At 65.1% G+C, this 20,223-nt stretch carries 27 protein-coding genes; 19 read left to right on the forward strand and 8 right to left on the reverse strand.

All coding sequences use genetic code 11. From position 1 onward, the window contains the following. Window positions 1-48: 48 nt before the first annotated feature. Window positions 49-804: a WecB/TagA/CpsF family glycosyltransferase gene (locus tag IPK75_04325; protein ID MBK8197574.1), complete on the reverse strand. Its 756-nt coding sequence runs from the start codon at window positions 802-804 to the stop codon at window positions 49-51. 54 nt (window positions 805-858) lie between these two features. After that, window positions 859-1,899: a phage shock protein operon transcriptional activator gene (gene pspF / locus IPK75_04330; GenBank protein ID MBK8197575.1), complete on the reverse strand. Its 1,041-nt coding sequence runs from the start codon at window positions 1,897-1,899 to the stop codon at window positions 859-861. 367 nt (window positions 1,900-2,266) lie between these two features. On the opposite strand from pspF, the gene pspA reads away from it, so the two are divergent. The 4 genes from pspA to IPK75_04350 all read left to right on the forward strand — a co-directional run bounded on the left by pspA (window position 2,267) and on the right by IPK75_04350 (window position 4,001). Next, window positions 2,267-2,947: a phage shock protein PspA gene (gene pspA, locus IPK75_04335; GenBank protein ID MBK8197576.1), complete on the forward strand. Its 681-nt coding sequence runs from the start codon at window positions 2,267-2,269 to the stop codon at window positions 2,945-2,947. 116 nt (window positions 2,948-3,063) lie between these two features. Further along, window positions 3,064-3,330, forward strand: coding sequence for an envelope stress response membrane protein PspB (pspB, locus tag IPK75_04340; GenBank protein MBK8197577.1), 267 nt, complete (start codon window positions 3,064-3,066; stop codon window positions 3,328-3,330). A gap of 12 nt (window positions 3,331-3,342) precedes the next feature. Beyond that, window positions 3,343-3,759: an envelope stress response membrane protein PspC gene (pspC, locus tag IPK75_04345; GenBank protein MBK8197578.1), complete on the forward strand. Its 417-nt coding sequence runs from the start codon at window positions 3,343-3,345 to the stop codon at window positions 3,757-3,759. Between the two features lie 56 nt (window positions 3,760-3,815). Further along, entirely contained in the window at window positions 3,816-4,001 is a 186-nt protein-coding gene (locus IPK75_04350; protein MBK8197579.1) for a hypothetical protein, read from the forward strand. A gap of 6 nt (window positions 4,002-4,007) precedes the next feature. Here IPK75_04350 and mnmC read toward each other — a convergent pair whose 3' ends face one another. Continuing rightward, the gene (gene mnmC / locus IPK75_04355) at window positions 4,008-5,858 is read right to left on the reverse strand and encodes an FAD-dependent 5-carboxymethylaminomethyl-2-thiouridine(34) oxidoreductase MnmC (GenBank protein ID MBK8197580.1); all 1,851 of its coding nucleotides are present in this window, start codon (window positions 5,856-5,858) and stop codon (window positions 4,008-4,010) included. 116 nt (window positions 5,859-5,974) lie between these two features. Here mnmC and IPK75_04360 point away from each other — a divergent pair, with 116 nt between their 5' ends. The 4 genes from IPK75_04360 (at window position 5,975) to IPK75_04375 (ending at window position 7,249) form a co-directional block, all read left to right on the forward strand. After that, on the forward strand, window positions 5,975-6,148 hold the full coding sequence (locus IPK75_04360; protein ID MBK8197581.1) for a CsbD family protein: 174 nt from the start codon (window positions 5,975-5,977) through the stop codon (window positions 6,146-6,148). 89 nt (window positions 6,149-6,237) lie between these two features. After that, window positions 6,238-6,525, forward strand: a complete 288-nt coding sequence (locus tag IPK75_04365; protein MBK8197582.1) for an N-acetyltransferase — start codon at window positions 6,238-6,240, stop codon at window positions 6,523-6,525. Next, on the forward strand, window positions 6,522-6,800 hold the full coding sequence (locus tag IPK75_04370) for an N-acetyltransferase (GenBank protein MBK8197583.1): 279 nt from the start codon (window positions 6,522-6,524) through the stop codon (window positions 6,798-6,800). The genes IPK75_04365 and IPK75_04370 overlap by 4 nt, the downstream gene beginning before the upstream one ends. Next, a complete protein-coding gene (locus IPK75_04375) occupies window positions 6,779-7,249 on the forward strand; it encodes a YcgN family cysteine cluster protein (GenBank protein ID MBK8197584.1) in 471 nt (156 codons plus the stop codon). The genes IPK75_04370 and IPK75_04375 overlap by 22 nt, the downstream gene beginning before the upstream one ends. Here the strand turns inward: IPK75_04375 and opgC are convergent. Then, window positions 7,246-8,448 (reverse strand): OpgC domain-containing protein, encoded by a 1,203-nt coding sequence (opgC, locus tag IPK75_04380; GenBank protein MBK8197585.1) that lies wholly within the window; start codon window positions 8,446-8,448, stop codon window positions 7,246-7,248. The two genes, IPK75_04375 and opgC, sit on opposite strands and share 4 nt — an antisense overlap. Before the next feature lie 120 nt (window positions 8,449-8,568). On the opposite strand from opgC, the gene IPK75_04385 reads away from it, so the two are divergent. Continuing rightward, complete coding sequence (locus IPK75_04385; protein MBK8197586.1) at window positions 8,569-9,468, forward strand: tyrosine recombinase XerC; 900 nt, start codon at window positions 8,569-8,571, stop codon at window positions 9,466-9,468. 3 nt (window positions 9,469-9,471) lie between these two features. Here IPK75_04385 and hemW read toward each other — a convergent pair whose 3' ends face one another. Further along, window positions 9,472-10,644, reverse strand: a complete 1,173-nt coding sequence (hemW, locus tag IPK75_04390; protein ID MBK8197587.1) for a radical SAM family heme chaperone HemW — start codon at window positions 10,642-10,644, stop codon at window positions 9,472-9,474. Next, entirely contained in the window at window positions 10,641-11,258 is a 618-nt protein-coding gene (rdgB, locus tag IPK75_04395; protein MBK8197588.1) for an RdgB/HAM1 family non-canonical purine NTP pyrophosphatase, read from the reverse strand. The genes hemW and rdgB overlap by 4 nt, the downstream gene beginning before the upstream one ends. A gap of 162 nt (window positions 11,259-11,420) precedes the next feature. Between rdgB and IPK75_04400 the strand changes: the two genes are divergently transcribed. The 5 genes from IPK75_04400 to IPK75_04420 all read left to right on the forward strand — a co-directional run bounded on the left by IPK75_04400 (window position 11,421) and on the right by IPK75_04420 (window position 14,070). Further along, a complete protein-coding gene (locus IPK75_04400) occupies window positions 11,421-11,915 on the forward strand; it encodes a DUF2975 domain-containing protein (protein ID MBK8197589.1) in 495 nt (164 codons plus the stop codon). Between the two features lie 16 nt (window positions 11,916-11,931). After that, window positions 11,932-12,171 (forward strand): helix-turn-helix transcriptional regulator, encoded by a 240-nt coding sequence (locus IPK75_04405; GenBank protein ID MBK8197590.1) that lies wholly within the window; start codon window positions 11,932-11,934, stop codon window positions 12,169-12,171. A gap of 198 nt (window positions 12,172-12,369) precedes the next feature. After that, window positions 12,370-13,110: an autoinducer binding domain-containing protein gene (locus IPK75_04410; protein MBK8197591.1), complete on the forward strand. Its 741-nt coding sequence runs from the start codon at window positions 12,370-12,372 to the stop codon at window positions 13,108-13,110. 84 nt (window positions 13,111-13,194) lie between these two features. Continuing rightward, the gene (locus IPK75_04415; protein MBK8197592.1) at window positions 13,195-13,506 is read left to right on the forward strand and encodes a hypothetical protein; all 312 of its coding nucleotides are present in this window, start codon (window positions 13,195-13,197) and stop codon (window positions 13,504-13,506) included. A gap of 66 nt (window positions 13,507-13,572) precedes the next feature. Continuing rightward, window positions 13,573-14,070: a CreA family protein gene (locus IPK75_04420; protein ID MBK8197593.1), complete on the forward strand. Its 498-nt coding sequence runs from the start codon at window positions 13,573-13,575 to the stop codon at window positions 14,068-14,070. A 3-nt stretch (window positions 14,071-14,073) separates the two neighbouring features. On the opposite strand, the gene rph is transcribed toward IPK75_04420, so the two are convergent. Next, window positions 14,074-14,787 carry a ribonuclease PH gene (gene rph / locus IPK75_04425; protein ID MBK8197594.1) on the reverse strand — a complete coding sequence of 238 codons (714 nt, stop codon included), beginning with the start codon at window positions 14,785-14,787 and terminating at the stop codon, window positions 14,074-14,076. A gap of 101 nt (window positions 14,788-14,888) precedes the next feature. Between rph and IPK75_04430 the strand changes: the two genes are divergently transcribed. The 5 genes from IPK75_04430 to IPK75_04450 all read left to right on the forward strand — a co-directional run bounded on the left by IPK75_04430 (window position 14,889) and on the right by IPK75_04450 (window position 19,319). After that, entirely contained in the window at window positions 14,889-16,559 is a 1,671-nt protein-coding gene (locus tag IPK75_04430; GenBank protein MBK8197595.1) for a formate--tetrahydrofolate ligase, read from the forward strand. Between the two features lie 62 nt (window positions 16,560-16,621). Continuing rightward, complete coding sequence (locus tag IPK75_04435) at window positions 16,622-16,918, forward strand: winged helix-turn-helix transcriptional regulator (protein MBK8197596.1); 297 nt, start codon at window positions 16,622-16,624, stop codon at window positions 16,916-16,918. Continuing rightward, window positions 16,915-17,622, forward strand: coding sequence for an SdpI family protein (locus tag IPK75_04440; protein MBK8197597.1), 708 nt, complete (start codon window positions 16,915-16,917; stop codon window positions 17,620-17,622). Before IPK75_04435 ends, IPK75_04440 begins: the two co-directional genes overlap by 4 nt. Before the next feature lie 42 nt (window positions 17,623-17,664). Then, entirely contained in the window at window positions 17,665-18,753 is a 1,089-nt protein-coding gene (hrcA, locus tag IPK75_04445; protein ID MBK8197598.1) for a heat-inducible transcriptional repressor HrcA, read from the forward strand. Beyond that, window positions 18,753-19,319 (forward strand): nucleotide exchange factor GrpE, encoded by a 567-nt coding sequence (locus IPK75_04450; GenBank protein ID MBK8197599.1) that lies wholly within the window; start codon window positions 18,753-18,755, stop codon window positions 19,317-19,319. Before hrcA ends, IPK75_04450 begins: the two co-directional genes overlap by 1 nt. Here IPK75_04450 and IPK75_04455 read toward each other — a convergent pair. After that, window positions 19,316-20,203, reverse strand: coding sequence for a hypothetical protein (locus tag IPK75_04455; GenBank protein ID MBK8197600.1), 888 nt, complete (start codon window positions 20,201-20,203; stop codon window positions 19,316-19,318). The two genes, IPK75_04450 and IPK75_04455, sit on opposite strands and share 4 nt — an antisense overlap. Between the last annotated feature and the right edge of the window lie 20 nt (window positions 20,204-20,223).

The raw sequence follows: 20,223 nt of genomic DNA on the forward strand, positions 1-20,223 counted from the left end.
CCGACGCGACCCCCATTAGGACGGCGGGAGGGCAAAAATCTGTAACCTTCAAGCCTTTGTGTGGCGGGCGGCGATCCAGATCCGGAAGATGGCCGGGCCCTCGATGAGATAACGCCGGGCGAGGCGCCGCGGTTGCACGGCGAGCCGGAACAGCCATTCGAGGCCGGCCGCCTGCATCCAGCGCGGCGCACGCGCGACCCGGCCCGACAGGAATTCAAGGCTCGCCCCGCAGCACAGGGCAACGCCGCGCACGTCGCCGCGCGCCCGGGCGGCGTCGGCCACCATCTCCTGCTGGGGGCTGCCGACGCAGATGAAATGGAAGCGCGCCGGATTGGCCGCCATGAAAGCCGCCGCCGCGTCGATGGCGCGCGCATTGTCGCGCAAGCCTCTCGGCGGCTGGTGCCAGCGGATATCGGCGAGCCCGAACCGGGCCCGAAGCGCGCGGATATCGGTCTCAACGCCGCCGATGATCACCACCGGCTCGTCCGGCCGGATGACCGTTTCGAACAGGCCGGCGACGACATCGGCGCCGGGCGAAGCCGGCAGGTCGATGCCGTCAAACCGCGCCAGGCGCGCCAGGACGCGGCTGTCATTGAGCACTAGCCCGGCCGAATGATACAGCGGCCAGAGCGCCGGCTCGCGCGCCAGGCGCACCCTGTGGTCGGCATTGGGCGTAACAACGGACAGCAACGGGCCGCCCGCCGAAGCGGTTGCGGCGAGCCGGCGAACGGCGTCAGCCGTCTCCATGGGCTCGAAGGCAAACCCCAGGAAATCGGCCCGGGCGGTGTTGGCGGTGTTTACCATGCTGGCCCCTGCACTGGCGGCGTAGGCCCGGACCCAAGCAAGCCGCGTTCCAGTTCAGGGGCCGGCTTTTTCCGGCTTCGCATACCCGTGCTTCTTCAGGAGGCCGCGCAGCTGGTGGTAGGTGAGGCCGAGCGTTTCGGCGGCCTTGCCCTGGTGGCCCCCTGCCCGCGCGAGGGCCGCATCGATCAGGCGCTGTTCATAGAGCTGGACGGCGCCCGTGAAACCGCCCCCGACACTCCATAAATCGGGCGTCTCTACAGGGGTGTTTTGTGGAGTACTTGTGGAGGGCGCCAGGGACGCGGACGGGCGCCAGGGCGACGCGAAAGGGTCCAACGCTGACGGGTCGAACTGCACGAGATCGTCCGGCGCCGTCATCAGGGCCCGATGCGCAAGTCGCTCGGCGAAGTTGCGCAGCTCCCGCACGTTACCCGGCCAGTCATGCGCCTCGATCGCGGCAATCGCGGACGGTGCAAAGCCCGGGAAATCCTGCGCCAACTCGACCGCCATCCGGCGCGCGAAGAAATCGGCGAGCAGGCTCTTGTCGCCGTGCCGGGCCCGCAGCGGCGGCAGGGTAATCACGTCGAACGACAACCGGTCGAGCAGGTCCCAGCGGAACTTTCCGGCCTCGGCGAGCGCCGGAAGGTCTGCATTTGTGGCCGCAACGATCCGCACATTGGTGCTGAGGACCTTGGAGCCACCGACGCGCTGGAACTCGCCGTATTCGACCACGCGGAGCAGTTTTTCCTGAAGCGCCATTCCGGCGGTCGCAATCTCGTCGAGGAAGATCGTGCCGCCATCGGCGAGTTCGAACCGGCCGCGGCGCATCTCGGTGGCGCCGGTGAAGGCGCCGCGTTCATGCCCGAACAGCTCGGAATCGAGCAGCGTCTCGGTCATCGCGGCGCAGTTCACCTTCACAAACGGCCCTTCCCAGCGCTTCGACAGGAAGTGAAGCCGCTCGCCGACCAGTTCCTTGCCGGTGCCGCGCTCGCCGATCACCAATACCGAACGGTTCAGCGGCGCCACGCGGCTCGCATGCTCGAGCGCCGACAGCCAGGGAGGAGATTCACCGACGAGTTGGGTGGGGCGATCAACCATTTGGTCAATTTAGCCAAGATTGATTGTGAAATCGACTATTTTATTTGCGATTTTGGCTGAGTTTTCTTGCCAAGGCCGTCAGCGGAAACTTTTTTATCCATTATTTTCAACGCTCTATAGAATTAATTTTGAACTGGCACGGTCCTTGAAAACAGGAAAGCCATCAGGCGACGGGCGTTGCCAACCCAAACGAAGGACCAAGGAAGAAAATGGACGACCGTGAATACCGCTACCCACCCCGCTCGGATGCTGGCCGCTTCGGCCGCTGGCTGTCCACGCGGTCGGCCGAGTCATGGATTTTCTTTGCCGCGGGCGTGTTCCTCGGCGGCTTCTTCTTCTGAGCCAGGTCAAGAAAGGATATAAATAAATGGGTCTGTTCTCCCGCCTCTCCGACATCATCAACTCGAACCTCAACGCGATGCTTGATGGTGCCGAGAACCCCGAAAAGATTGCCCGTCTGATCATCCAGGAAATGGAAGACACGCTGGTGGAAGTGCGCACTTCGGCCGCCCGTGCGATGGCCGACAAGAAGGAGATGGAACGCGATATCGTCCACTTCTCCAGCGTGCGCGACGAATGGGCCGCCAAGGCCGAGCTGGCCATCGACAAGGGCCGCGAGGACCTTGCCCGCGGCGCGCTGCTGGCCAAGCAGAAAGCCGAAAGCGAGATCGAGCGCCGCGTCTCGGCGATGGGCTTTGCCGAAGAAGCGTTCGCCAAGCGCCAGGAAGACCTGACCAAGCTGCAAGCGAAACTCGACGAAGCCAAGTCGAAGCACCGTGCCCTGGTGATGCGCCGCGAGTCGGCTGAACAACGCATCCGCATGCGCAGCCAGCTCTATGACGGCCGCGCCGATGAAGCGATCCTCCGCTACAGCCAGCTGGAGCGCAAGGTCGACGAGATGGAGGCTTACGCCGACACCATCCGCGGCCATGAGCCGAGCCTGGCCCAAGAATTCGCCGACCTCGAGCAGGACGAAGCGATCGAGAAGGAACTCGCCGCCCTGAAGGCCCGCAAGGGCAAGGCCGCGTCGAAGAAATCCGAGGGCTGATCAATGTTGATGTCAGTTATCAGCCTGGTCGCCTTCCTGGCGGTCATCTGCACCCCGGGCCTGATCGCACAAAGCCGCGATGAGGCCCGCGCCCGCCGCCTTGAGGGAGACGCTTGATGGACGAGGCTTCCATCGTCCTGATTGCCGTCACAGGCACGGTCGCCCTGTTTATCGTGCTGCCGGGCATGATCCTGCACTACGTCACGATGTGGCGCCGGCAGAAGACCCTGCAGCCCGATGACGAGCGGATGCTCGAAGACCTGTGGCGGTCTGCGAAGGCAATGGGGCGGCGCATCGAGTCCCTCGAGGCGCTGCTCGACAAGTCCGATGCCGAAGCCCCGCGCCGTCCGCCGCGCCCTTCCCGCTCCACTTTTGAAGACTGAGGAAACACCTCCATGTCCCGCTCCTACGACCCCTATGCTTCCCCCAATCCGAAACGCTTCTACCGGTCCCGCAATGACAAGGTGATCAGCGGTGTGTGCGGCGGCCTCGCCGAACGCTTCGGCTGGGATGTCGTCCTTGTCCGGATCATCGCTGCCCTGCTGCTCGTGTTCGTGGCCGGGCCGCTGATCTTCGTCGCCTACCTCGTGGTCGCCATGATCACGCCCTATGCGCCGGCCGGCTATGGCAGCTTCAGCGCTGATGAAGACGCCTTCTGGCGCGGCGTGTCGGACCGTCCGCGCGCCACCTTCGGCACCATCAAGTACACCTTCATGGATCTCGAAGAGCGCCTGAAGAACATCGAACGCACGGTAACATCCGACGAATGGCGCCTGCGCCAGGAATTCCGCGACCTCGAAAAAGGCAACTGACCGGGCACGCTTGCCCAATTCTCAACCCGACGACTATCCGATGAAGGACCGGACCAATGACCAAGGGGACACTCCTGCGCAACAACCGGCTGCTTGGCGCCCTGGCGCTGACCGTGCTGGTGGCGACGCTCTACTTCGCCCAGACCCATGGCGGCATCTCGCTGGAAGTCGGAGAAATGGCGCTGAGCGTGCAGCCGCATCAGGAAGGCGGCCTGCTCGTCTCGTTCGTCAGCGCGCCGTGATCCGCGTCAGCCGCGCCGCAGCGCGCGCAGCACGAAGCGCATCGGCGACACCGCACGCAGCGACGCGAGGGATGCGGGCGCCGGCGCGTCGACGAGGCGAGCGGCAAGGACCTCTGCCGCCCACGGCGCCCAGGTGAATCCCCGCGCCCCGTAGCCGGTCGCAACAAACACACCGTCAAGCAGAGGGGCGTCCGCATCCACGGTACGCCCCTTTTGCATGCCGGCGAACACGGATGCTGCCGCTTCGGCGTCGGGCAGCGCACCGATCAAGGGCAGCCGATCGGGCGTGGTCGCGCGCAGGCTGGCACGTGAGGTCACGTCTCCCTCCCTCGCCTCGCGCACCCACCAGGGCGACAGCCGCTCGATGCCGGCGAGGTTTTCAGCGCGGGCAGCCGCGCTGCCCTCCGGCGCAAAGTCTGGCCCCGACGGCTCGAACGTTGCCCCCCATAGCCGGTCACGGCCAGAGGCGATGCCGTAAGTGCCCGATGTGAGCGCAGAGGGAGGAGCAGCTACGTCGACCTGAACGAAATCGACCTGCCCAAGCCGGGCTTCGAGCGGCAGCGATGGCGCGAGTTCCTGCGCGGCCATGCCGTTTGCGAGGATGATGGCATCGAAGGCGCTGCCCCCGACCGTGCGATGCGCCAGATCAATCTCGACCTTGCGGCCGAGATGGCAGACAGTGCCGTCAAGCAGGGCTTTCACCAGGATCTGTGGACGGAGGATCAGGGCCCGCTTGTGCAACAGGCCGCCTCCGCGCACGGCCTCAAGATCGTCGAGCGGAAGCGGTGGATCGGAAAGCAGCTTTTCGAAACGCGCCGTCTCGATCTTATTGCGCGGCGCCTGCAGCACGTCGACCGCCTCGGTGCCGGGCAAGCCGTCATAGGCGCTCCGGGCGGCGAGGTAGGCGTCGAGCAGCAGCGCGGCTTCCGCCGTGTCGCCTGCGTCCAGGCGCGGCATCAGAAGGGCCATCGGATTCCCGCTGGCGCCGCTGGCCGGCTGCGGCGACGGATCGAACACTTCGGCGGCGACACCGTGGCCTGCAAGCGCGCGGGCAAGCGAGGCGCCGGCAATGCCGGCGCCGAGGATCGCCACACGCCGCGCTGGCCGGGCGGGCGGGCGCAGTCCGTAGACGTCCGGCGCAGCGGGCGGCGGCGAGATGAGCCGGCCTTCGAGCCGTTCGCGCTTTCGGCCATGACCTTCGGCCTTTGTGACCTCGAAGCCTGCCTCCGCGAGGCCGCGCCGCACCGCGCCGGCGACCGTGAACGTCGCAAGCCGGGCGCCGGGCGCCGAGCGGGCGGCAATCAGCGGATAGACCGAAGCGTCCCACATCTCCGCATTCTTCGCCGGGCTGAACCCGTCGAGGAACCAGGCATCGGCGCGAAAGCTGCCCTGCGGCAACGCGGCGTGGAGGTCGCCGAGGTGCAGGATCAGGCGGACACCATCCTCGGCAAACCGGATGTGCCGAACGCCGCGCACAGGCGCTGGCCATTGCGCGAGCAGCGCGCCGGCCTGTGCTGCAAGCTCTGGCCAGGCAGACAGCGCGCGGCGGGCGTCTTCGGCCCGCAACGGATAGCCTTCGAAACTGACGAAGATGAGCTCCGCGCCGGGCGCCGGGCGATGCGCGCGCCACAATTGCCAAAGGGCGAGGAAATTCAGGCCCGTGCCGAAGCCTGTTTCGGCAACGGTGAACTGCTGGCGGCCCTGCCAGGCTTCAGGAAGACCGCAGCCGCGCAGGAATACGGTGCGCGTTTCAGCGAGCCCGTCCTGGGCAGAGAAATACACGTCTCCATGCGCCCGGGCGACCGGCGCGCCGTCATCCTTCCAGTCGATTTCGGGGTGGGACAGCAGGCGCGACATGGCGCGGAATTAACCCGCCTTCCCTGCTTTGGGTAGGGGCGCTGCAGGAACGCGCCAACAGGCCGCGCGTTGATCAGGTAACCGCAGTCGATGCGGGAACACGAAAGGAGATTTCCATGGACAAGGAACACATCAAGGGCGCGGCGAAGAAAGCCGAAGGCCAGATCAAGGAAACAGCCGGCAAGGTGTCGGGCAACCGCAAGCTTGAAGCCGAAGGCAAGTTCGACAAGGCCGAGGGCGAAGTGCGCAAGGCCGCTGGTGACGTCAAGGACCAGTTCAAGAAGCGCTGAGCCAGCGCCGGAATAAGTGCTATCCCGCCGGGGGCATTGCTGTTTGACAGCAGTGCCCCCACTCTTTTGGGGCAAGCAGGGAGCACAGCATGAGCCAGATCGTCGTGACACGTGAAGATGGCCCGTCCGGCGGCCGGTACACGGCCACGATCAACGGCCACACCGCTGAAATGACTTACTCCAAGGCCGGCACCAGCCGCCTCATCATTGATCATACCGGTGTGCCCGACACCCTGCGCGGCATGGGTGCCGGCCAGGCAATGGTGCAGCGCGCCGTGGAAGATGCTCGGGCGGCGGGCATCAAGATCATTCCGCTCTGCCCGTTCGCCAAGGCGCAGATAGAGAAGCACGCCGAGTGGCAGGACGTGCTCGCATGACCGCCGCCATTCAGCATGACGCTTCTCGGCGGCGCTACAGTCTCGTGATCGACGGCACCGAAGCCTACCTCACCTATGAGCGGCCAAAGCCCGGCCACCGCCACATCACCCACACGATCGTGCCGGATGTGCTGGGCGGGCGGGGGCTGGGAAAGAAGCTGGTCGCGCGGATCATGCAGGACGTGTTTGACGAAGGCGAGACGGTGTCATCGTCCTGCTGGTTTGCCAGCGGACTGATCGAGAAGTTTCCCGAATGGTCCGGGCGCCTGGCATGACCGATGCGCCGTTCTGGAAAACCAAGTCACTGTCCGAGATGGACAGGGGCGAGTGGGAATCGCTCTGCGACGGCTGCGCCAAGTGTTGCCTGCTCAAGCTCGAGGACGAGGATACCGGCGAGTTTGCCTACACCAAGCTTCACTGCCGGCTTCTTGATGCAGGCACCTGTCAGTGCTCGGACTATCCCAACCGGCAGAAGCACGTGCCGGACTGCGTGCAGCTGACGCCGGGCGTGATCGACGAGCTGCGCTGGATGCCAAAGACGTGCGCCTACCGGCTGATCAACGAGGGCAAGGACCTGCCGGAATGGCATCACCTCGTCTGCGGCGACCGGATGCGCGTGCACGCGGAGGGCCATTCGATCCTCGGCCGCACCGTTTCCGAAGACACCGTCTTCGACGAGGACCAGGAAGACTGGATCGTCGACTGGGAAGGTAACGAACCCTAGCGCACGACCCGTTCAATGTGCGGCGCCCGCTTGATCTGGACCGGCCTGAGGAAGGGTGAAGTCAGGGCCCGGACGATCGACTCCGCCGCATCTGTCGCCGTCCAGCGATAGGCGCGCGCGAGCGGGCGGCTGGATTTCAATCCCTTCCAGTCACGAAACTTTCCGTACGCGATGCTGAGCGCCAGCGCCGCCGAGGCCGCCAGGACGAAGCGGACCGGGTCAGGCGCCGCTTCCGGATTCCAGAGGTGGGCGAAGTACAGGATGATGTTGCCAAAGCAGAAGGTGAAGAGGCTCGTGCGCCCGAACACCAGCCAGGTCGACGTGTTGCCAAGGCCCGTGAGGCGGCGCAGCACCGTGAAAACTTCGACGAAGATGATTGCCGCCGAACAGCCGAACAGCAGGTAGAGCGGATGGTTGGTGTTGCGAAGATGAATACGCTCTGCCGGCACGGTCAGGTTCACATCTGAAAGCCAGATCCAGGCCAGCGTCGTCGCGAGCAGGATGCAGACGGCGGCGCGAACCTTGTACCCGGGCCCTGAAAGCAGGAATTCGCGGCCAGGACGGGACTGCCAGATGCGGCCCATCAGCATGCCGAACACGACAAAGCCAAGACCGTGAATGACCGAGGGGCCGGTGTGGCCGATGAATTTTCCGCCGTAAAGGAAGGCCGACAGCGTGCCAGCGCCCGGAAAACCCTGCATGGGCGGCAGCTGGCTGATCCAAGGATAGGAAAGCTGCACCGCTGCGACGAGAGCGACCAAGGGCCAGAGTCCACGCTTCACGCTGACATGCACCAGCAGCGGGCTGATCAACAGCAGCATGGCGTAGAACTTCAGGATGTCCGTGAACGGCGTATCGCCGAGCAGCATCGCACAGCGCACGAAATAGGTGAACGGCAGCCCGGCCGCGAGGCAATAGGCGGCGCACGACAGGACATAGAGCATCCAGCACTGGAGCGCGCGGGTCAGCAGGCGCTGGACGATTTCGGTCGTACGCCCCGCCGCATACTTGCGCGCATAGACGAGCTGCAACATGCAACCGAACAGGCAGAAGAAAACCGGCGGCGACAGGCCGAGGAAAAATCTCAAGGCCTGAACGGCGACACCGGCATCGCCCATGTTGGACGCTGTCAGCGCATGTCCGACGACCACGAAGATGATCGCCACCGAACGCGCCAGGTCAATTCCAAGATATCGCATGCATCCCCCGCGACAGGCCTGTTTCGGGGAGGCCCTAGCAAGTTAAGCGCCATCAGCGCCTTTCCCCCGCGCCTGCAGGCGATAAACGCGGACTTAAGGTGAACGCGTCAGGGTAAACGGATGGATGTCCTGCCTGCTTTCCTGTCCCATCTCGGGAATGAGCGCCGAATGGCGCAGAAGACCGTCGAGGCCTACGGCTCCGACCTTGCAGCCTTTTTCGGATTCATGCGCCAGCATCTCGGCGGAGAGCCCGGGCTGAAGGCGCTCTCGCGCCTCAAGGCGCGCGACATTCGTGCCTACCTGGCCGCACGCCGCCGGGACGGCCTTTCGGACGCCTCGATTGCGCGGTTGCTCTCGTCGATCAAGGCACTCTATCGCTGGCTCAGCCGTGCACACGGAATCGAGAATGCCGAGATCGGCTACCTCCAGGGTCCGCGCCGCGCCCCTCGCCTGCCCCGTCCGGTGTCGGTCGAAGCGGCGAAGGACATCCTGCACGAAGCCGATACCGAACCGGACGCCGAACCCTGGATCGCTGCGCGTGACGTGGCTGTCCTGTCGCTCCTGTATGGCGGGGGTCTGCGGATATCGGAAGCACTGAGCCTGACGGGCGCTCATTTGCCGGCGCCTGAACGCCTCCGGGTAACCGGCAAGGGCGGCAAGGTCCGGATCGTGCCCCTGATCGCAGCCGTGCGGGATGCAGTCGACGCCTATGCCAAGCTGTGCCCCTATGCCCTGACGAAGTCCGGCGCCTTGTTCCGGGGCGCCAAGGGAGGACCGCTCAGCCCACGGATCATCCAGGGGCGGATGCAGGTGCTGCGCGGAGTCCTGGGGCTGCCGGAGACGGCCACGCCGCACGCCTTGCGCCATGCCTTCGCGACGCACCTGCTCGCCAACGGCGCCGACCTGCGTGCAATCCAGACCCTGCTCGGCCACGCCTCGCTGTCGACCACGCAGGTCTATACCGGTGTCGATTCCAGCCGCCTGCGGGCGGTGCATGCCGCGGCGCATCCGCGGGCCTGACCTTCAGGGGCTGATGGCGGCCGTGATTGCATCTGCGAGCAGGCGGCCGCTCGGTGTCAGGCGCAGTTCGGCGCCCGACAACTCGGCCCAACCCTTCTCGATGAACACCGCGATCTTGTCGCGCGCCACTGTATCGCCGGACACGGTCTCGACCCGGCGAAGGTCAATGCCCTCAGCCGCCCGCAGACCCATTGCCAGCAACTCGCGGGCGATCTCGACGGGCTCGAGCTGCGCCGCTTCGCCCCAACCGTTCTGCAGGGCCTGCACGTTTGCCGAATAGGCATCCGGCCTGCGCTCCGCTTCGCTGGCATAGCGCCGTCCGCCCACGGTGAGACGGCCGTGCGCACCCGGGCCGACCCCGATCCAGTCACCGCCGCGCCAATAGGTCAGGTTGTGCCGCGACTGGTGCGCCGCTCCCGCCGCGTGATTGGACACTTCATAGGCCGGAAGGCCCGCCTTCGCCGTGACGCTCTGCGTCAGTTCATAGAGATCCGCCTGCGCATCATCGTGCATCGGCTCAAGGTCGCCCCGCTTCACGGCAAGGCCGAACGGCGTTTTCGGCTCGAACGTCAGTTCATAAAGGGAGAGGTGCGGCGCGCCGAGCGCCAGCGCATCCGTCAGTTCGGCTTCCCAGCTTGCAGGGCTCTGACCAGGCCGGGCATAGATCAGGTCGATCGACACGGACGGAAAAACCATCAGTGCACGCCGTACGGCCTGCGCCGCCGAGGCGGCGTCATGGTCACGCCCGAGGAAGGCGAGCGACGCGTCGCGCAGCGACTGCACACCAATGGAGAGGCGTGTCACCCCTGCCCGCTGGAGGCCCGTCAGGTCTGCGCGCAGCACATCATTCGGATTGGCTTCCAGCGTGATCTCCGCGCCGCGCTTGATGCCGAAACTCTCGGACGCCGCGAGCAGGATGCTGCCGAGTTCGTCCGGCCTGAGCAATGCCGGCGTGCCGCCGCCGAAATAGATCGTGTCGAGCGCGCCGTGCTCGGGCAGGCGCGGCTTGTGCGCCTGCACATCTGCCGCGATCGCGGCGACGAGCGGCGCGCTGTCGCGGTCCTTGGCGGCGTAGACGTTGAAATCACAATACGGGCAGATGCGGGTGCAGTACGGCCAGTGCACGTACAGTCCGAAGCCGAAATGCGGGCCGAAAGGCGCAGGTGCACGGGTCACGGCAGCAGCGCCGCCCGCAGTTTCTTCACTGCATCTGCGCGGTGGCTCATGGCATGTTTCCGGTCCGGGTCCATTTCGCCGAAGGTCTGCGTTTCGCCGTCAGCAATAAACACCGGATCATAACCGAAGCCGCGTTCGCCGCGCGGCGGCCAGACCAGGTGGCCATGCACCTCCCCTTCAAACACGGCTTCCTGCCCGTCCGGCCAGACAACGGCCAGCGCGCAGACGAACCTGGCCGACCGGTCAGCCGACCCGGTTGCCTTCAACGCGGCCTCGACCCGCTCCATCGCCCGCATGAAATCGCGCGGTTCCCCGGCCCAGCGGGCGGAGTAGATGCCCGGCTCCCCGCCCAGCGCGGAGACGGCCAGGCCTGAATCGTCGGACAAGGCCGGAAGGCCCGAAACCGCAACAGCCGCCCGTGCCTTGAGCAGGGCATTTCCCGCAAAAGTTGTTTCGGTCTCCTCGGGCTCTTCAAGTCCAAGGTCGAGGGCCGAAACCACGTCGAACCCGTGCGGCTCGAACAAGGCTTTCAGTTCTTCGACCTTTCCGCGGTTGTGGGTGGCCGCCAGAAGGCGCCCGGGCGCGAGCCGGAGGGACGTTTCAGCTGTTTTCACGAGCAGTATGGCTCCATTCTTGCGTTGTGCGCGAACTCATATATCGTTATTCGGTAATTTTGGGACATTGCTGCGGCATGCCCCTGCTTCATGAACCATCAAGGATAGAGGGTGAAAAGACTAGGCATGCCCCGCACCGGACACAACTCCATGGCTGAGATCATGAACGTGCTTGTCACGGTCGCGATGTGGGTCGTGGGCGCAATGGGCGTCATCGGCATCCCGGTCCTCGCAATCGGCCTGACTGCCAGCCTCTCCGGTGGAAGTACCGAATTCTATGGCATGAAGGCACTGGCGGACGGCGTCATGCCTGGCCAGCTGGTGATCGGCCTTGCGGGTCTCACGGTGATCGTGCCGGGCGTGATCTTCATCTGCCTCCAGCTGCGCCGCATCTTGTTCACCCTTGCCGACGGCGACCCCTTCGTACCCGAGAACGCGCGGCGCCTCTCCAGCATCGGCATCGCCATCGCCGTCATGGAACTCCTGCGCATCGCAACCGTAGTGATCGTCAGCACGGTGCCGAAACTTGTCGGCGACGAACCGCCACGCTTGTCGACTCAGTTCATACTGTGGATCTCGGTTGCAGCGTTGTTTGTGCTTTCCCAAGTTTTCCGTGAAGGCACCCGCCTGCGCGACGAAGAAAAAATGACGATCTGAGGAGCGCTCCCAAGCCATGACCATCCGCGTTACCCTCGACCGAGTGCTGCTGGAGCGACGCATGTCGCTGACCGAACTATCAGAGCGCGTGGGCGTCACCCTCGCCAACCTTTCGATCCTGAAAACCGGCAAGGCCAAGGCCATCCGCTTCTCGACGCTCGAGGCGCTGTGCCGCGAGCTCAAGTGCCAGCCCGGTGACATCCTGGTCTTCGATACCGAAGACGAAGAGGGCGAACGGCGCGTCGCCGCGGAGTAATCCGGCGGTGTTTCGCTGCGTGTTCAGCGACCCAACCTGAAAATTAAACCTGCTGCAGCCCGTTCCAGCCGCAACCTGTTGTGCTTGCCGCAGCTTGAGACGCATTCGCATTGGCGGTGCCAGGAGAATGGGCTTCCACTTGGACGGAAATTCCGGCATTCTGAATCCCTGTCGATCACCGTTACCGTTTGCAAGATCATGGGGCCGAAAGGCGAATCAGAATCCTTCGAGCGATTGCGCGGCGTCCTTGCGACCGCGACGGACATCAATGCGATCCGGTTCGCGATGAATTCCTACCTGAACATGGTGGGGTCGACGATGTCGAGCTACTACCACTATCCGCCCATCGGCGCGTCGGATTTCGGTCCCGAGATACAGGTCTACACACATGGCTTCCCGGCCGAGTGGGTAGAGCTTTACCGTTCCCGGAACTACCTGCAGACCGACCCGATGCCGAAGGTTGCGGCCACTCAGACCCGGCCTTTTGTCTGGTCGGACATCGAGAAGCTCGCCGCTCTGAGTGACGCCGAACGCAAGTACCTGGCGGAAGCCCGCAAGGCCGGCTTCGGCAACGGCCTCGCCGTTCCGGTGTTCGGGCCGCACGGACGCAACGGCTACTTCGCCATCGGCTTCGGTCCGGACGGCGTGATTCCGCCCGACGCCATCATCTCCGAAATCCATTGGGCCTGCCAGGCAGTACACCTGAAGTTCTGCGACCTGATCCTGCGTACCCTGCCCGGCGCCGTGACGCTCTCGGACCGGGAGCGCCAGATCCTCGGCTTCGTGGTTCGCGGCCTCTCCAACCAGATGATCGCCTCGCGGCTCAACATCTCGACCAACACCGTCGACACCTATGTGCGCCGCTGCTTTGGCAAGCTGGAGGTCAACGACCGGGTCACCGCCGGCCTGAGGGGCTTGGCGCTCGGGCTGGTTGCCTGAACGACAGCATGTCGCAGCCAGAATGTGACCGGTGTCATGGATTCCCGTGGCAAGCGAAGTTCTCGCAAGGATTACATGGCCGGCATGAACTGGATTCACGTGATAAATGAAGAGCTTCCGCGCCTGCGGCTGTACGCGTCGGCTGCCCTCGGCAGCCCGGCGGAAGGCGATCTCGCGGTCGAAGCGGCGCTCGGCGACTTGTTCGAGTCCTATCTGGGCGCAGGCCCGGACCGCGCCTTGTTGTTCCGCCTGCTCGACCGGCAGGCTCGTCCGTTGTCGGACCATTCGTCGAGCGAACGCATCGAGCTGCTCAAGCATGTCTGCGGTTTCTGCGATGATGAAGCCCACGGCATCGCCCAGTGGGACACACTGGCGCCGCTCCGCTCTGCGGGCTGACCGCCCTTTTCACTGCATCCGGGCATCCGGCGGGAACGCGGCAATACCCGCGCGCGTTGAGCGGCGATGAAACACATACCCGCTCTTGCCAGCCTGCTCGCCGCTTGTGCTCTCGCCGCGTGCGGCAATGGCAGTCCGGAAGTCGGCGAGTTCAAGAACGACTGGTCCGGCAACGAGATCAAGATCATCCAGCTGAGCGATCCGAAGGTCGACGGCGTCGTCTGCCATCTGGCGCACTTCGACCGCGGCGTATGGGACCGTCTCGGCAAGGGCAACTGGTTCGAGAACCCGTCGAACTCCTCGATTTCCTGTCTTCAGTCCGGCCCGATCACCATCGGCCGGATCGACCTCGACAAGTCTGGCGAAGAAGTCTTCGACCAGAGCCAGAGCCTGGTGTTCAAGCAACTCGCCGTGCGCCGCATCTATGACGCCGGCACCGACAGCCTGATGTACGTCTCCTTCAGCCGTACGATCGTCGACGGCTCGGCGAAGATGAGCCTCTCGACCGTTCCGCTCTATGGCCGGGACGTCACGTGGACGCAGGGCAAGCCCGCGCCCGGCTGATGCCTAGCCAAGGGCCGCACGCTGCGCCGCGAACAGCTGGTTGCAGCCGAGTTCGGCCAGTCGCAGCATCTCTTCGAGTTCGGCGCGTCCCATCGGGCGGGCTTCGCCGGTGCCCTGCACTTCGATGAAGCCGCCATCCGAACTCATCACCACGTTCATGTCGGCCTCGCCGGACGAATCCTCCGGATAGTCGACATCCAGCACGGGATGGTTCTGGAACAACCCGACCGAAATGGCGGCCGCCTGCTTCTGCACCGGGTCTGCCTTGATGACCCCTTCCCGCTGCAGGTACTTGCAGGCGAGGGCGAGCGCGACGAAGCCGCCGGTGATCGAGGCCGTACGCGTGCCGCCATCGGCCTGCACCACGTCACAGTCGATGGTGATCGTGTTTTCGCCGAGCGCGGCAAGGTCGATCACGGAGCGCATTGAGCGGCCAATCAGACGCTGGATTTCCTGCGTACGGCCAGACTGCTTGCCCTGCGCGGCTTCGCGGCGCCCGCGCGTGTGGGTGGCGCGGGGCAGCATGCCGTACTCGCCGGTCACCCAGCCCTCGCCCTTGCCTTTCATCCAGCCCGGCACACCCTTTTCCCAACTGGCCGTGCAGAGGACGTGGGTGTGGCCGAACTTGGCGAGGCAGGATCCCTCGGCATACCGGGTCACACCGGTCTCGAGGGAAATCGGGCGCAGGGCGTCAAATGCGCGTCCGGACGGACGGATCAGGCTGGGCATGGTACGGAATCCTTATAGGTTCGGGCCTGATTTGCGGGTTTTGTGCAGCGTGTCCAGCCAAAGGGTGCGCTGAAGGAGTGGGGTCAGGTATGGCGAGTGACATCGAAATTGCCCGCGCGGCGAAGAAACGGCCGATAAGCGAGATCGCCGCGGCCATGGGCATCCCGGCCGAAGAGCTGATCCCCTATGGCCACGACAAGGCAAAGGTGTCGGCCCGCCACATCCGCCATCTGCGCCCCCAGACGCTTGGAAAGCTGATCCTCGTCACCGCCATCAGCCCGACCGCCGCCGGCGAAGGCAAGACGACGACGTCGGTCGGCCTGGCCGATGCCTTGAACCGGATCGGGCAGAAGACCCTGCTCTGCCTGCGCGAGCCTTCCCTTGGCCCCTGCTTCGGCATGAAAGGCGGCGCGACGGGCGGCGGCCTCTCGCAGGTCATCCCGATGGACGAGATCAACCTGCATTTCACCGGCGACTTCCACGCCATCACATCGGCACACAACCTGCTCGCCGCGATGGTCGAGAACCACATCCACTGGCATCACTCACCGGAGATTGATCCCGTGCGGATCACCTGGCGGCGCGTGCTGGACATCAACGACCGCAGCCTGCGCAACGTGATCACGGGCCTCGGCGGCCCGGCCAACGGCATACCGTCCGAATCCGGTTTCGACATCACGGTCGCCTCCGAAGTGATGGCCATCCTCTGCCTTGCGCGTGACGCCGCCGATCTCGAAGCGCGCCTGTCGCGCATCATCGTCGGCTATACACGTGACCGGGTCGCCGTGACCGCCGCCGACATCAAGGCCGTCGGCGCGATGATGGTGCTGCTCAAGGATGCAATGCAACCGAACCTTGTGCAGACGCTGGAAAACAATCCCTGCCTCATTCATGGCGGCCCGTTTGCTAACATCGCACATGGCTGCAATTCGGTGATCGCCACGCGCGCCGCGCTGCACATGAGCGACTATGTCGTCACCGAAGCCGGTTTCGGGGCGGACCTTGGCGCCGAGAAGTTTCTGAACATCAAATGCCGGCAGGCAAACCTGGTGCCCGACGCCGCCGTGCTGGTGGCGACGGTCCGTGCACTGAAGATGCAGGGCGGTCTAGCCAAGGATGACCTGGCAACGGTAAGCTACAGCGCGCTGGAGGCCGGTCTCTCAAACCTCGGGCGGCATATCGAGAACCTGCGCCAGTTCGGTCTGCCTGTGGTCGTCGCCGTAAACCGCTTCACAACAGACACGTCCGGCGAGATTGCGGCGATCGAAGCCTATTGCGGCCGGCTGGGCGTTCCGGTCGCGCTGTGCACGCACTGGGCCGAAGGCGGGCGCGGCGCCGAGGCGCTGGCGAAGGCGGTGGTCGAACTCACAGCGCAGCGCCGCGAGCCGTTTACCCTTCTGTACCCGGACGACATGCCCCTGTTCGAGAAGATCGAGACTGTGGCCAAGCGTATCTACCGGGCCGGCCGGGTCGAGACGACCCGCACCGTGCGAAACCAGCTGCAAGCCTGGGAACGCGACGGCTTCGGCAACCTGCCTGTCTGCATGGCGAAGACGCAGTACAGTTTCTCCACCGACCCTGCCCTTCTGGGGGCGCCGGAAGGCCATGTGGTGCGCTTGCGCGAAGTACGCCTGTCGGCCGGCGCCGGGTTCGTGGCGGCGATCTGCGGGGACATCATGACCATGCCGGGCCTGCCGCGCCATCCGGCGGCCGAGCACATGCACCTGAATGCGGCCGGCCAGATCGAGGGGCTGAGCTGAGGTTATTTAGCCAAAGTTCGAAATAGCTTGACGCTCATTAGCATTATTGCTAATTAGAGGGCATGGAAAATACCGTGTTCAAAGCCCTGGCCCATCCGGCACGCCGGCAGGTGCTGGCGATGCTGCGCAAGGGCCCCCGCCTCGCCGGCGATCTGGCGGCGGAGTTCGAGGCCAGCTGGCCGACAATGAGCCGTCACCTCGCGGTGCTCAAGGAGGCGGACCTGATCACCGCCGAGCGGCAGGGCAACCAGATCCTCTACCGCGTCAACACCAGCGTCCTCGAGGACGCCGCCTCTGCCCTGCTCGGCCTGCTTGGCCGGGACGAGGGCGATGATGGATTGAAGGAAGCTGCCGAATGAAACCGTACATCAAGACCGGACTGATCTGGACCGTGGGTGCATTCCTGATCATGGCGCTGATCTCGGCCGGCACCTGGTCGAGCCTGCCGGCAGGTGGTGACATACCGGTTCATTGGGGCGTCAACGGCGAACCCGATCGCTACGCGGGCCGCAACGAGGCCGGGCTCGTGCTGATGGCGATGCCCGTGATCATGCTGCTGACCGGCCTGGTTCTGGCCTTCGCGCCGTCGCTGGATCCGCGCAAGGCCAACATCGAAACCGGCCGTCGTGCCTACCTCGCCACCTGGCTGGGCGCGATCATTCTGCAGACACTGGTCCACGGCGGGATTGCGCGCATGATGGCGGCCGGTCCCGGCGCGACCTCCGGCGAGTTCGTCCGGTGGGTCATCGCCGGCGCGGGCCTGCTATTCATCCTCATCGGGAACTACCTGCCGAAGACGCGCTCGAGCTTCTTCTTCGGCATCCGCACGCCCTGGACCCTGTCGTCCGACATTGCCTGGGAAAAGACGCATCGCTTTGCCGGGCCGTTGTTCATGCTGGCCGGGGCGATCGGTATCGCCGGCGCCTTCCTCCTGAACGGCATCTGGCTCGCGCTCCAGCTGTCCGCCCTCGTGCTGATCGCCGCGACCATTTCGGTGGTTTACTCTTACTTTGCCTGGAGAAGCGCGGACGACCGCGACGACGGCACGGGTTTGACGGTCTGATGCCCTATTGAATAGAGCCGTCCGGCTGCCTACTCCAAGAGCATGGCTGAGCGGTTTGAAACAGAATCCCTGATGCAGCGCCTTGACCAGCGCTCCCGGGACATTTTCCGGGAGATCGTGGAAGGCTATCTGGCGACCGGTGAGCCGGTCGGCTCCCGAACCCTGTCCAAAGGCGGCATCCACCTCTCCCCCGCCTCGATCCGCAACGTGATGGCGGACCTGACCGAGCTCGGCCTGCTGGACGCGCCGCACGTGTCTGCTGGCCGGGCGCCAACCCACCGGGGCCTCCGCCTCTTCGTTGATGGTTTCCTCGAATATGGCGAACCTTCGAAGGGCGACAAGAAAGCGATCGACGACCGGCTTGCCGCCGCCGGGGCGGACATCGAGGGCGTGCTCGGAGAAGCCTCCGACATCCTGTCCGGCCTCACCGGAGGCGCCGGCCTGGTCTCCTCCCCCACACGGGATGCGCCCGTGCGGCATGTCGAATTCGTGCCGCTGGCAGGCGGCGACGCGCTATGCGTCCTCGTCACGGAAGACGGCGATGTCGAGAACAGGTTCATCAAGGTGCCTGACGGCCTGCCCGTCACCACGCTGATCGAAGCCGGCAACTACCTCTCCACCCGCCTGAAGGGCCGCACGCTCGCCGAGGCGACCAGCGAAGTGCGCGAGGACCTGCGCACCCGCCGCGCCGCGCTCGACACTGCCGCCTCGGCGCTGGTTGAAGCGGGCCTCGCCCAATGGGGCGGCGAGGCGCCGGGCCGGGGCCGCAGCCTGATCGTGCGCGGACGCGCGAACCTGCTGGAAGACGCGAAGGCAGCGGAAGACCTCGACCGGGTGCGCCAGCTGTTCAACGAGCTTGAACGCCAGCAAAGCCTGCTCGAAATCCTCGACACGACGCGCGGCGCAGAAGGCGTCCGGCTGTTCATCGGGTCCGAGAACAGGCTTTTCCCGTTATCGGGTTCAAGTGTGATTGTGGCACCCTATATGGGCGGCACGAAACAGGTGATCGGGGCATTGGGCGTGATCGGGCCAACGCGGCTCAACTACGCCCGGGTGATCCCGATGGTCGATTATACAGCCAAGGTGGTCGGCGAGATCCTCGCGGGCCGGCGCGGCAAGGATGGGAAGTGATGAGCGATCCGACGAATTCCGGCGAAACTGCCGACCTTGAGACGACACCCGAAACAGCCCCTGCAGAGCCAGCGGCCCTGACGCCCGAAGAGGCACTGGCCAAGCTTGAGGCCGAGAAGGAAGAACTGCGCATGCAGTATGTCCGCCTCTATGCGGACCTCGACAACACCCGCAAGCGCGCCGAGCGCGAAGTCTCCGAAGCGCGCGTCTATGCCATCGGCAAGTTTGCAGCTGACCTGCTCAACGTGGCCGACAATCTCGCCCGCGCGCTCGCCGCCCTGCCCGATGCCGAACGCGAGACGCTGACCGATGCCGGCAAGAACCTGCTGGGCGGCATCGAGATGACCGAGAAGGAACTGCACACGGTCCTGACGCGCTACAACGTGGTTCCCGTCGAAGCGGCGCCCGGCGGCACGTTCGACCCGAACGTGCATCAGGCCGTCGCCCAGATCCCCTCCGAACACCCGGCCGGCACAATTGCGCAACTCTTCCAGCCCGGCTGGCGCATCGGCGAGCGTACCCTGCGCGCGGCGATGGTTGCCGTCAGCCTGGGCCCAGCGAACTAGGGATTTATCCTCCACGCCGTAACCGTGCCCTGCGCCCAGTTGGGCACGATCACGATGTCGCCGTACACGTTGAGGTCGTTCTGCTGGATGCCTTCGGGCTTGGTGTCGACCACGGTTGTGACCGTGCCGTCCTCGCTGACATGGTGGATCTCGCCCGGCCAGCTCGACACGAGGTAGCCGCCGCCGGGGATGAGTCCGATGCCGTCGGCGTCCTTCATGCCGGTCGCCAGCACATCTCCGGCGCCGGTGCCGCGGAAATCGATCAGGTCGCCCTTCGTCATCGTGGCGATCAGCAACCGTTCGCCGTCGCCAAGGATGCCGTTGATCCCCTCCCATTCCGGCGCGGTCGCAAACACCGACGCGCCTTCAGGGGTGATCTTGTAGATCGTGGCCGTCCCCGAATCGGAAACCAGCACGTCACCCTTCCATACGGTCATGTCGTTCAGGAATCCGGCGCCTTCGATCAGAGCCTTGCCTTTGGGAGCGCCGGTCGCGGCATCGAACATGGCAACGCCGTCGCGGTCTGCCGCATAGAGGACGCCGTCCTTCACCGCGAGGCCGGCGGGCGCGTCCATGCCGGTCGCAAACCTGGCATTCGCCACGCTGCCATCCGCATTCAGCTTCGACACATAGCCGTTGCCGTCTTTCTCCATTTCCGGACCGGGGCCGATATTGGAGATGAAATAGCCACCTTCCGGCGCCAGCGCGGCGCCCTCCGGCGCTTCAAAACCGCTGGCGGTCCACAGGAGTTCAAGCGAACCGGGTACCGATTCAGCGGGCGCCTGCGTCTCCGGCTCCGCCGGTAATCCGGGCGCTTCGACCTCCTTGGCGGAGCAGCCAGCGACCATCAGGCCCGCCAGGGCAAATCCAGCTAGTGCGCGCATCGACCATTCCTCCTCCGCCG

The organism is Acidobacteriota bacterium, assembly GCA_016712445.1.
In the GTDB taxonomy this organism is placed as follows: Bacteria; Pseudomonadota; Alphaproteobacteria; order Caulobacterales; family Hyphomonadaceae; genus Hyphomonas.

What these genes read in the sequence shown, in the direction of transcription:
- IPK75_04325 (MBK8197574.1), bottom strand. Translation starts at nt 804, where the DNA reads ATGGTAAACACCGCCAACACCGCCCGGGCCGATTTCCTGGGGTTTGCC.
- pspF (MBK8197575.1), bottom strand. Translation starts at nt 1,899, where the DNA reads ATGGTTGATCGCCCCACCCAACTCGTCGGTGAATCTCCTCCCTGGCTG.
- pspA (MBK8197576.1), top strand. Translation starts at nt 2,267, where the DNA reads ATGGGTCTGTTCTCCCGCCTCTCCGACATCATCAACTCGAACCTCAAC.
- pspB (MBK8197577.1), top strand. Translation starts at nt 3,064, where the DNA reads ATGGACGAGGCTTCCATCGTCCTGATTGCCGTCACAGGCACGGTCGCC.
- pspC (MBK8197578.1), top strand. Translation starts at nt 3,343, where the DNA reads ATGTCCCGCTCCTACGACCCCTATGCTTCCCCCAATCCGAAACGCTTC.
- IPK75_04350 (MBK8197579.1), top strand. Translation starts at nt 3,816, where the DNA reads ATGACCAAGGGGACACTCCTGCGCAACAACCGGCTGCTTGGCGCCCTG.
- mnmC (MBK8197580.1), bottom strand. Translation starts at nt 5,858, where the DNA reads ATGTCGCGCCTGCTGTCCCACCCCGAAATCGACTGGAAGGATGACGGC.
- IPK75_04360 (MBK8197581.1), top strand. Translation starts at nt 5,975, where the DNA reads ATGGACAAGGAACACATCAAGGGCGCGGCGAAGAAAGCCGAAGGCCAG.
- IPK75_04365 (MBK8197582.1), top strand. Translation starts at nt 6,238, where the DNA reads ATGAGCCAGATCGTCGTGACACGTGAAGATGGCCCGTCCGGCGGCCGG.
- IPK75_04370 (MBK8197583.1), top strand. Translation starts at nt 6,522, where the DNA reads ATGACCGCCGCCATTCAGCATGACGCTTCTCGGCGGCGCTACAGTCTC.
- IPK75_04375 (MBK8197584.1), top strand. Translation starts at nt 6,779, where the DNA reads ATGGTCCGGGCGCCTGGCATGACCGATGCGCCGTTCTGGAAAACCAAG.
- opgC (MBK8197585.1), bottom strand. Translation starts at nt 8,448, where the DNA reads ATGCGATATCTTGGAATTGACCTGGCGCGTTCGGTGGCGATCATCTTC.
- IPK75_04385 (MBK8197586.1), top strand. Translation starts at nt 8,569, where the DNA reads ATGGATGTCCTGCCTGCTTTCCTGTCCCATCTCGGGAATGAGCGCCGA.
- IPK75_04400 (MBK8197589.1), top strand. Translation starts at nt 11,421, where the DNA reads ATGAACGTGCTTGTCACGGTCGCGATGTGGGTCGTGGGCGCAATGGGC.
- IPK75_04405 (MBK8197590.1), top strand. Translation starts at nt 11,932, where the DNA reads ATGACCATCCGCGTTACCCTCGACCGAGTGCTGCTGGAGCGACGCATG.
- IPK75_04410 (MBK8197591.1), top strand. Translation starts at nt 12,370, where the DNA reads ATGGGGCCGAAAGGCGAATCAGAATCCTTCGAGCGATTGCGCGGCGTC.
- IPK75_04415 (MBK8197592.1), top strand. Translation starts at nt 13,195, where the DNA reads ATGAACTGGATTCACGTGATAAATGAAGAGCTTCCGCGCCTGCGGCTG.
- IPK75_04420 (MBK8197593.1), top strand. Translation starts at nt 13,573, where the DNA reads ATGAAACACATACCCGCTCTTGCCAGCCTGCTCGCCGCTTGTGCTCTC.
- IPK75_04430 (MBK8197595.1), top strand. Translation starts at nt 14,889, where the DNA reads ATGGCGAGTGACATCGAAATTGCCCGCGCGGCGAAGAAACGGCCGATA.
- IPK75_04435 (MBK8197596.1), top strand. Translation starts at nt 16,622, where the DNA reads ATGGAAAATACCGTGTTCAAAGCCCTGGCCCATCCGGCACGCCGGCAG.
- IPK75_04440 (MBK8197597.1), top strand. Translation starts at nt 16,915, where the DNA reads ATGAAACCGTACATCAAGACCGGACTGATCTGGACCGTGGGTGCATTC.
- hrcA (MBK8197598.1), top strand. Translation starts at nt 17,665, where the DNA reads ATGGCTGAGCGGTTTGAAACAGAATCCCTGATGCAGCGCCTTGACCAG.
- IPK75_04450 (MBK8197599.1), top strand. Translation starts at nt 18,753, where the DNA reads ATGAGCGATCCGACGAATTCCGGCGAAACTGCCGACCTTGAGACGACA.
- IPK75_04455 (MBK8197600.1), bottom strand. Translation starts at nt 20,203, where the DNA reads ATGCGCGCACTAGCTGGATTTGCCCTGGCGGGCCTGATGGTCGCTGGC.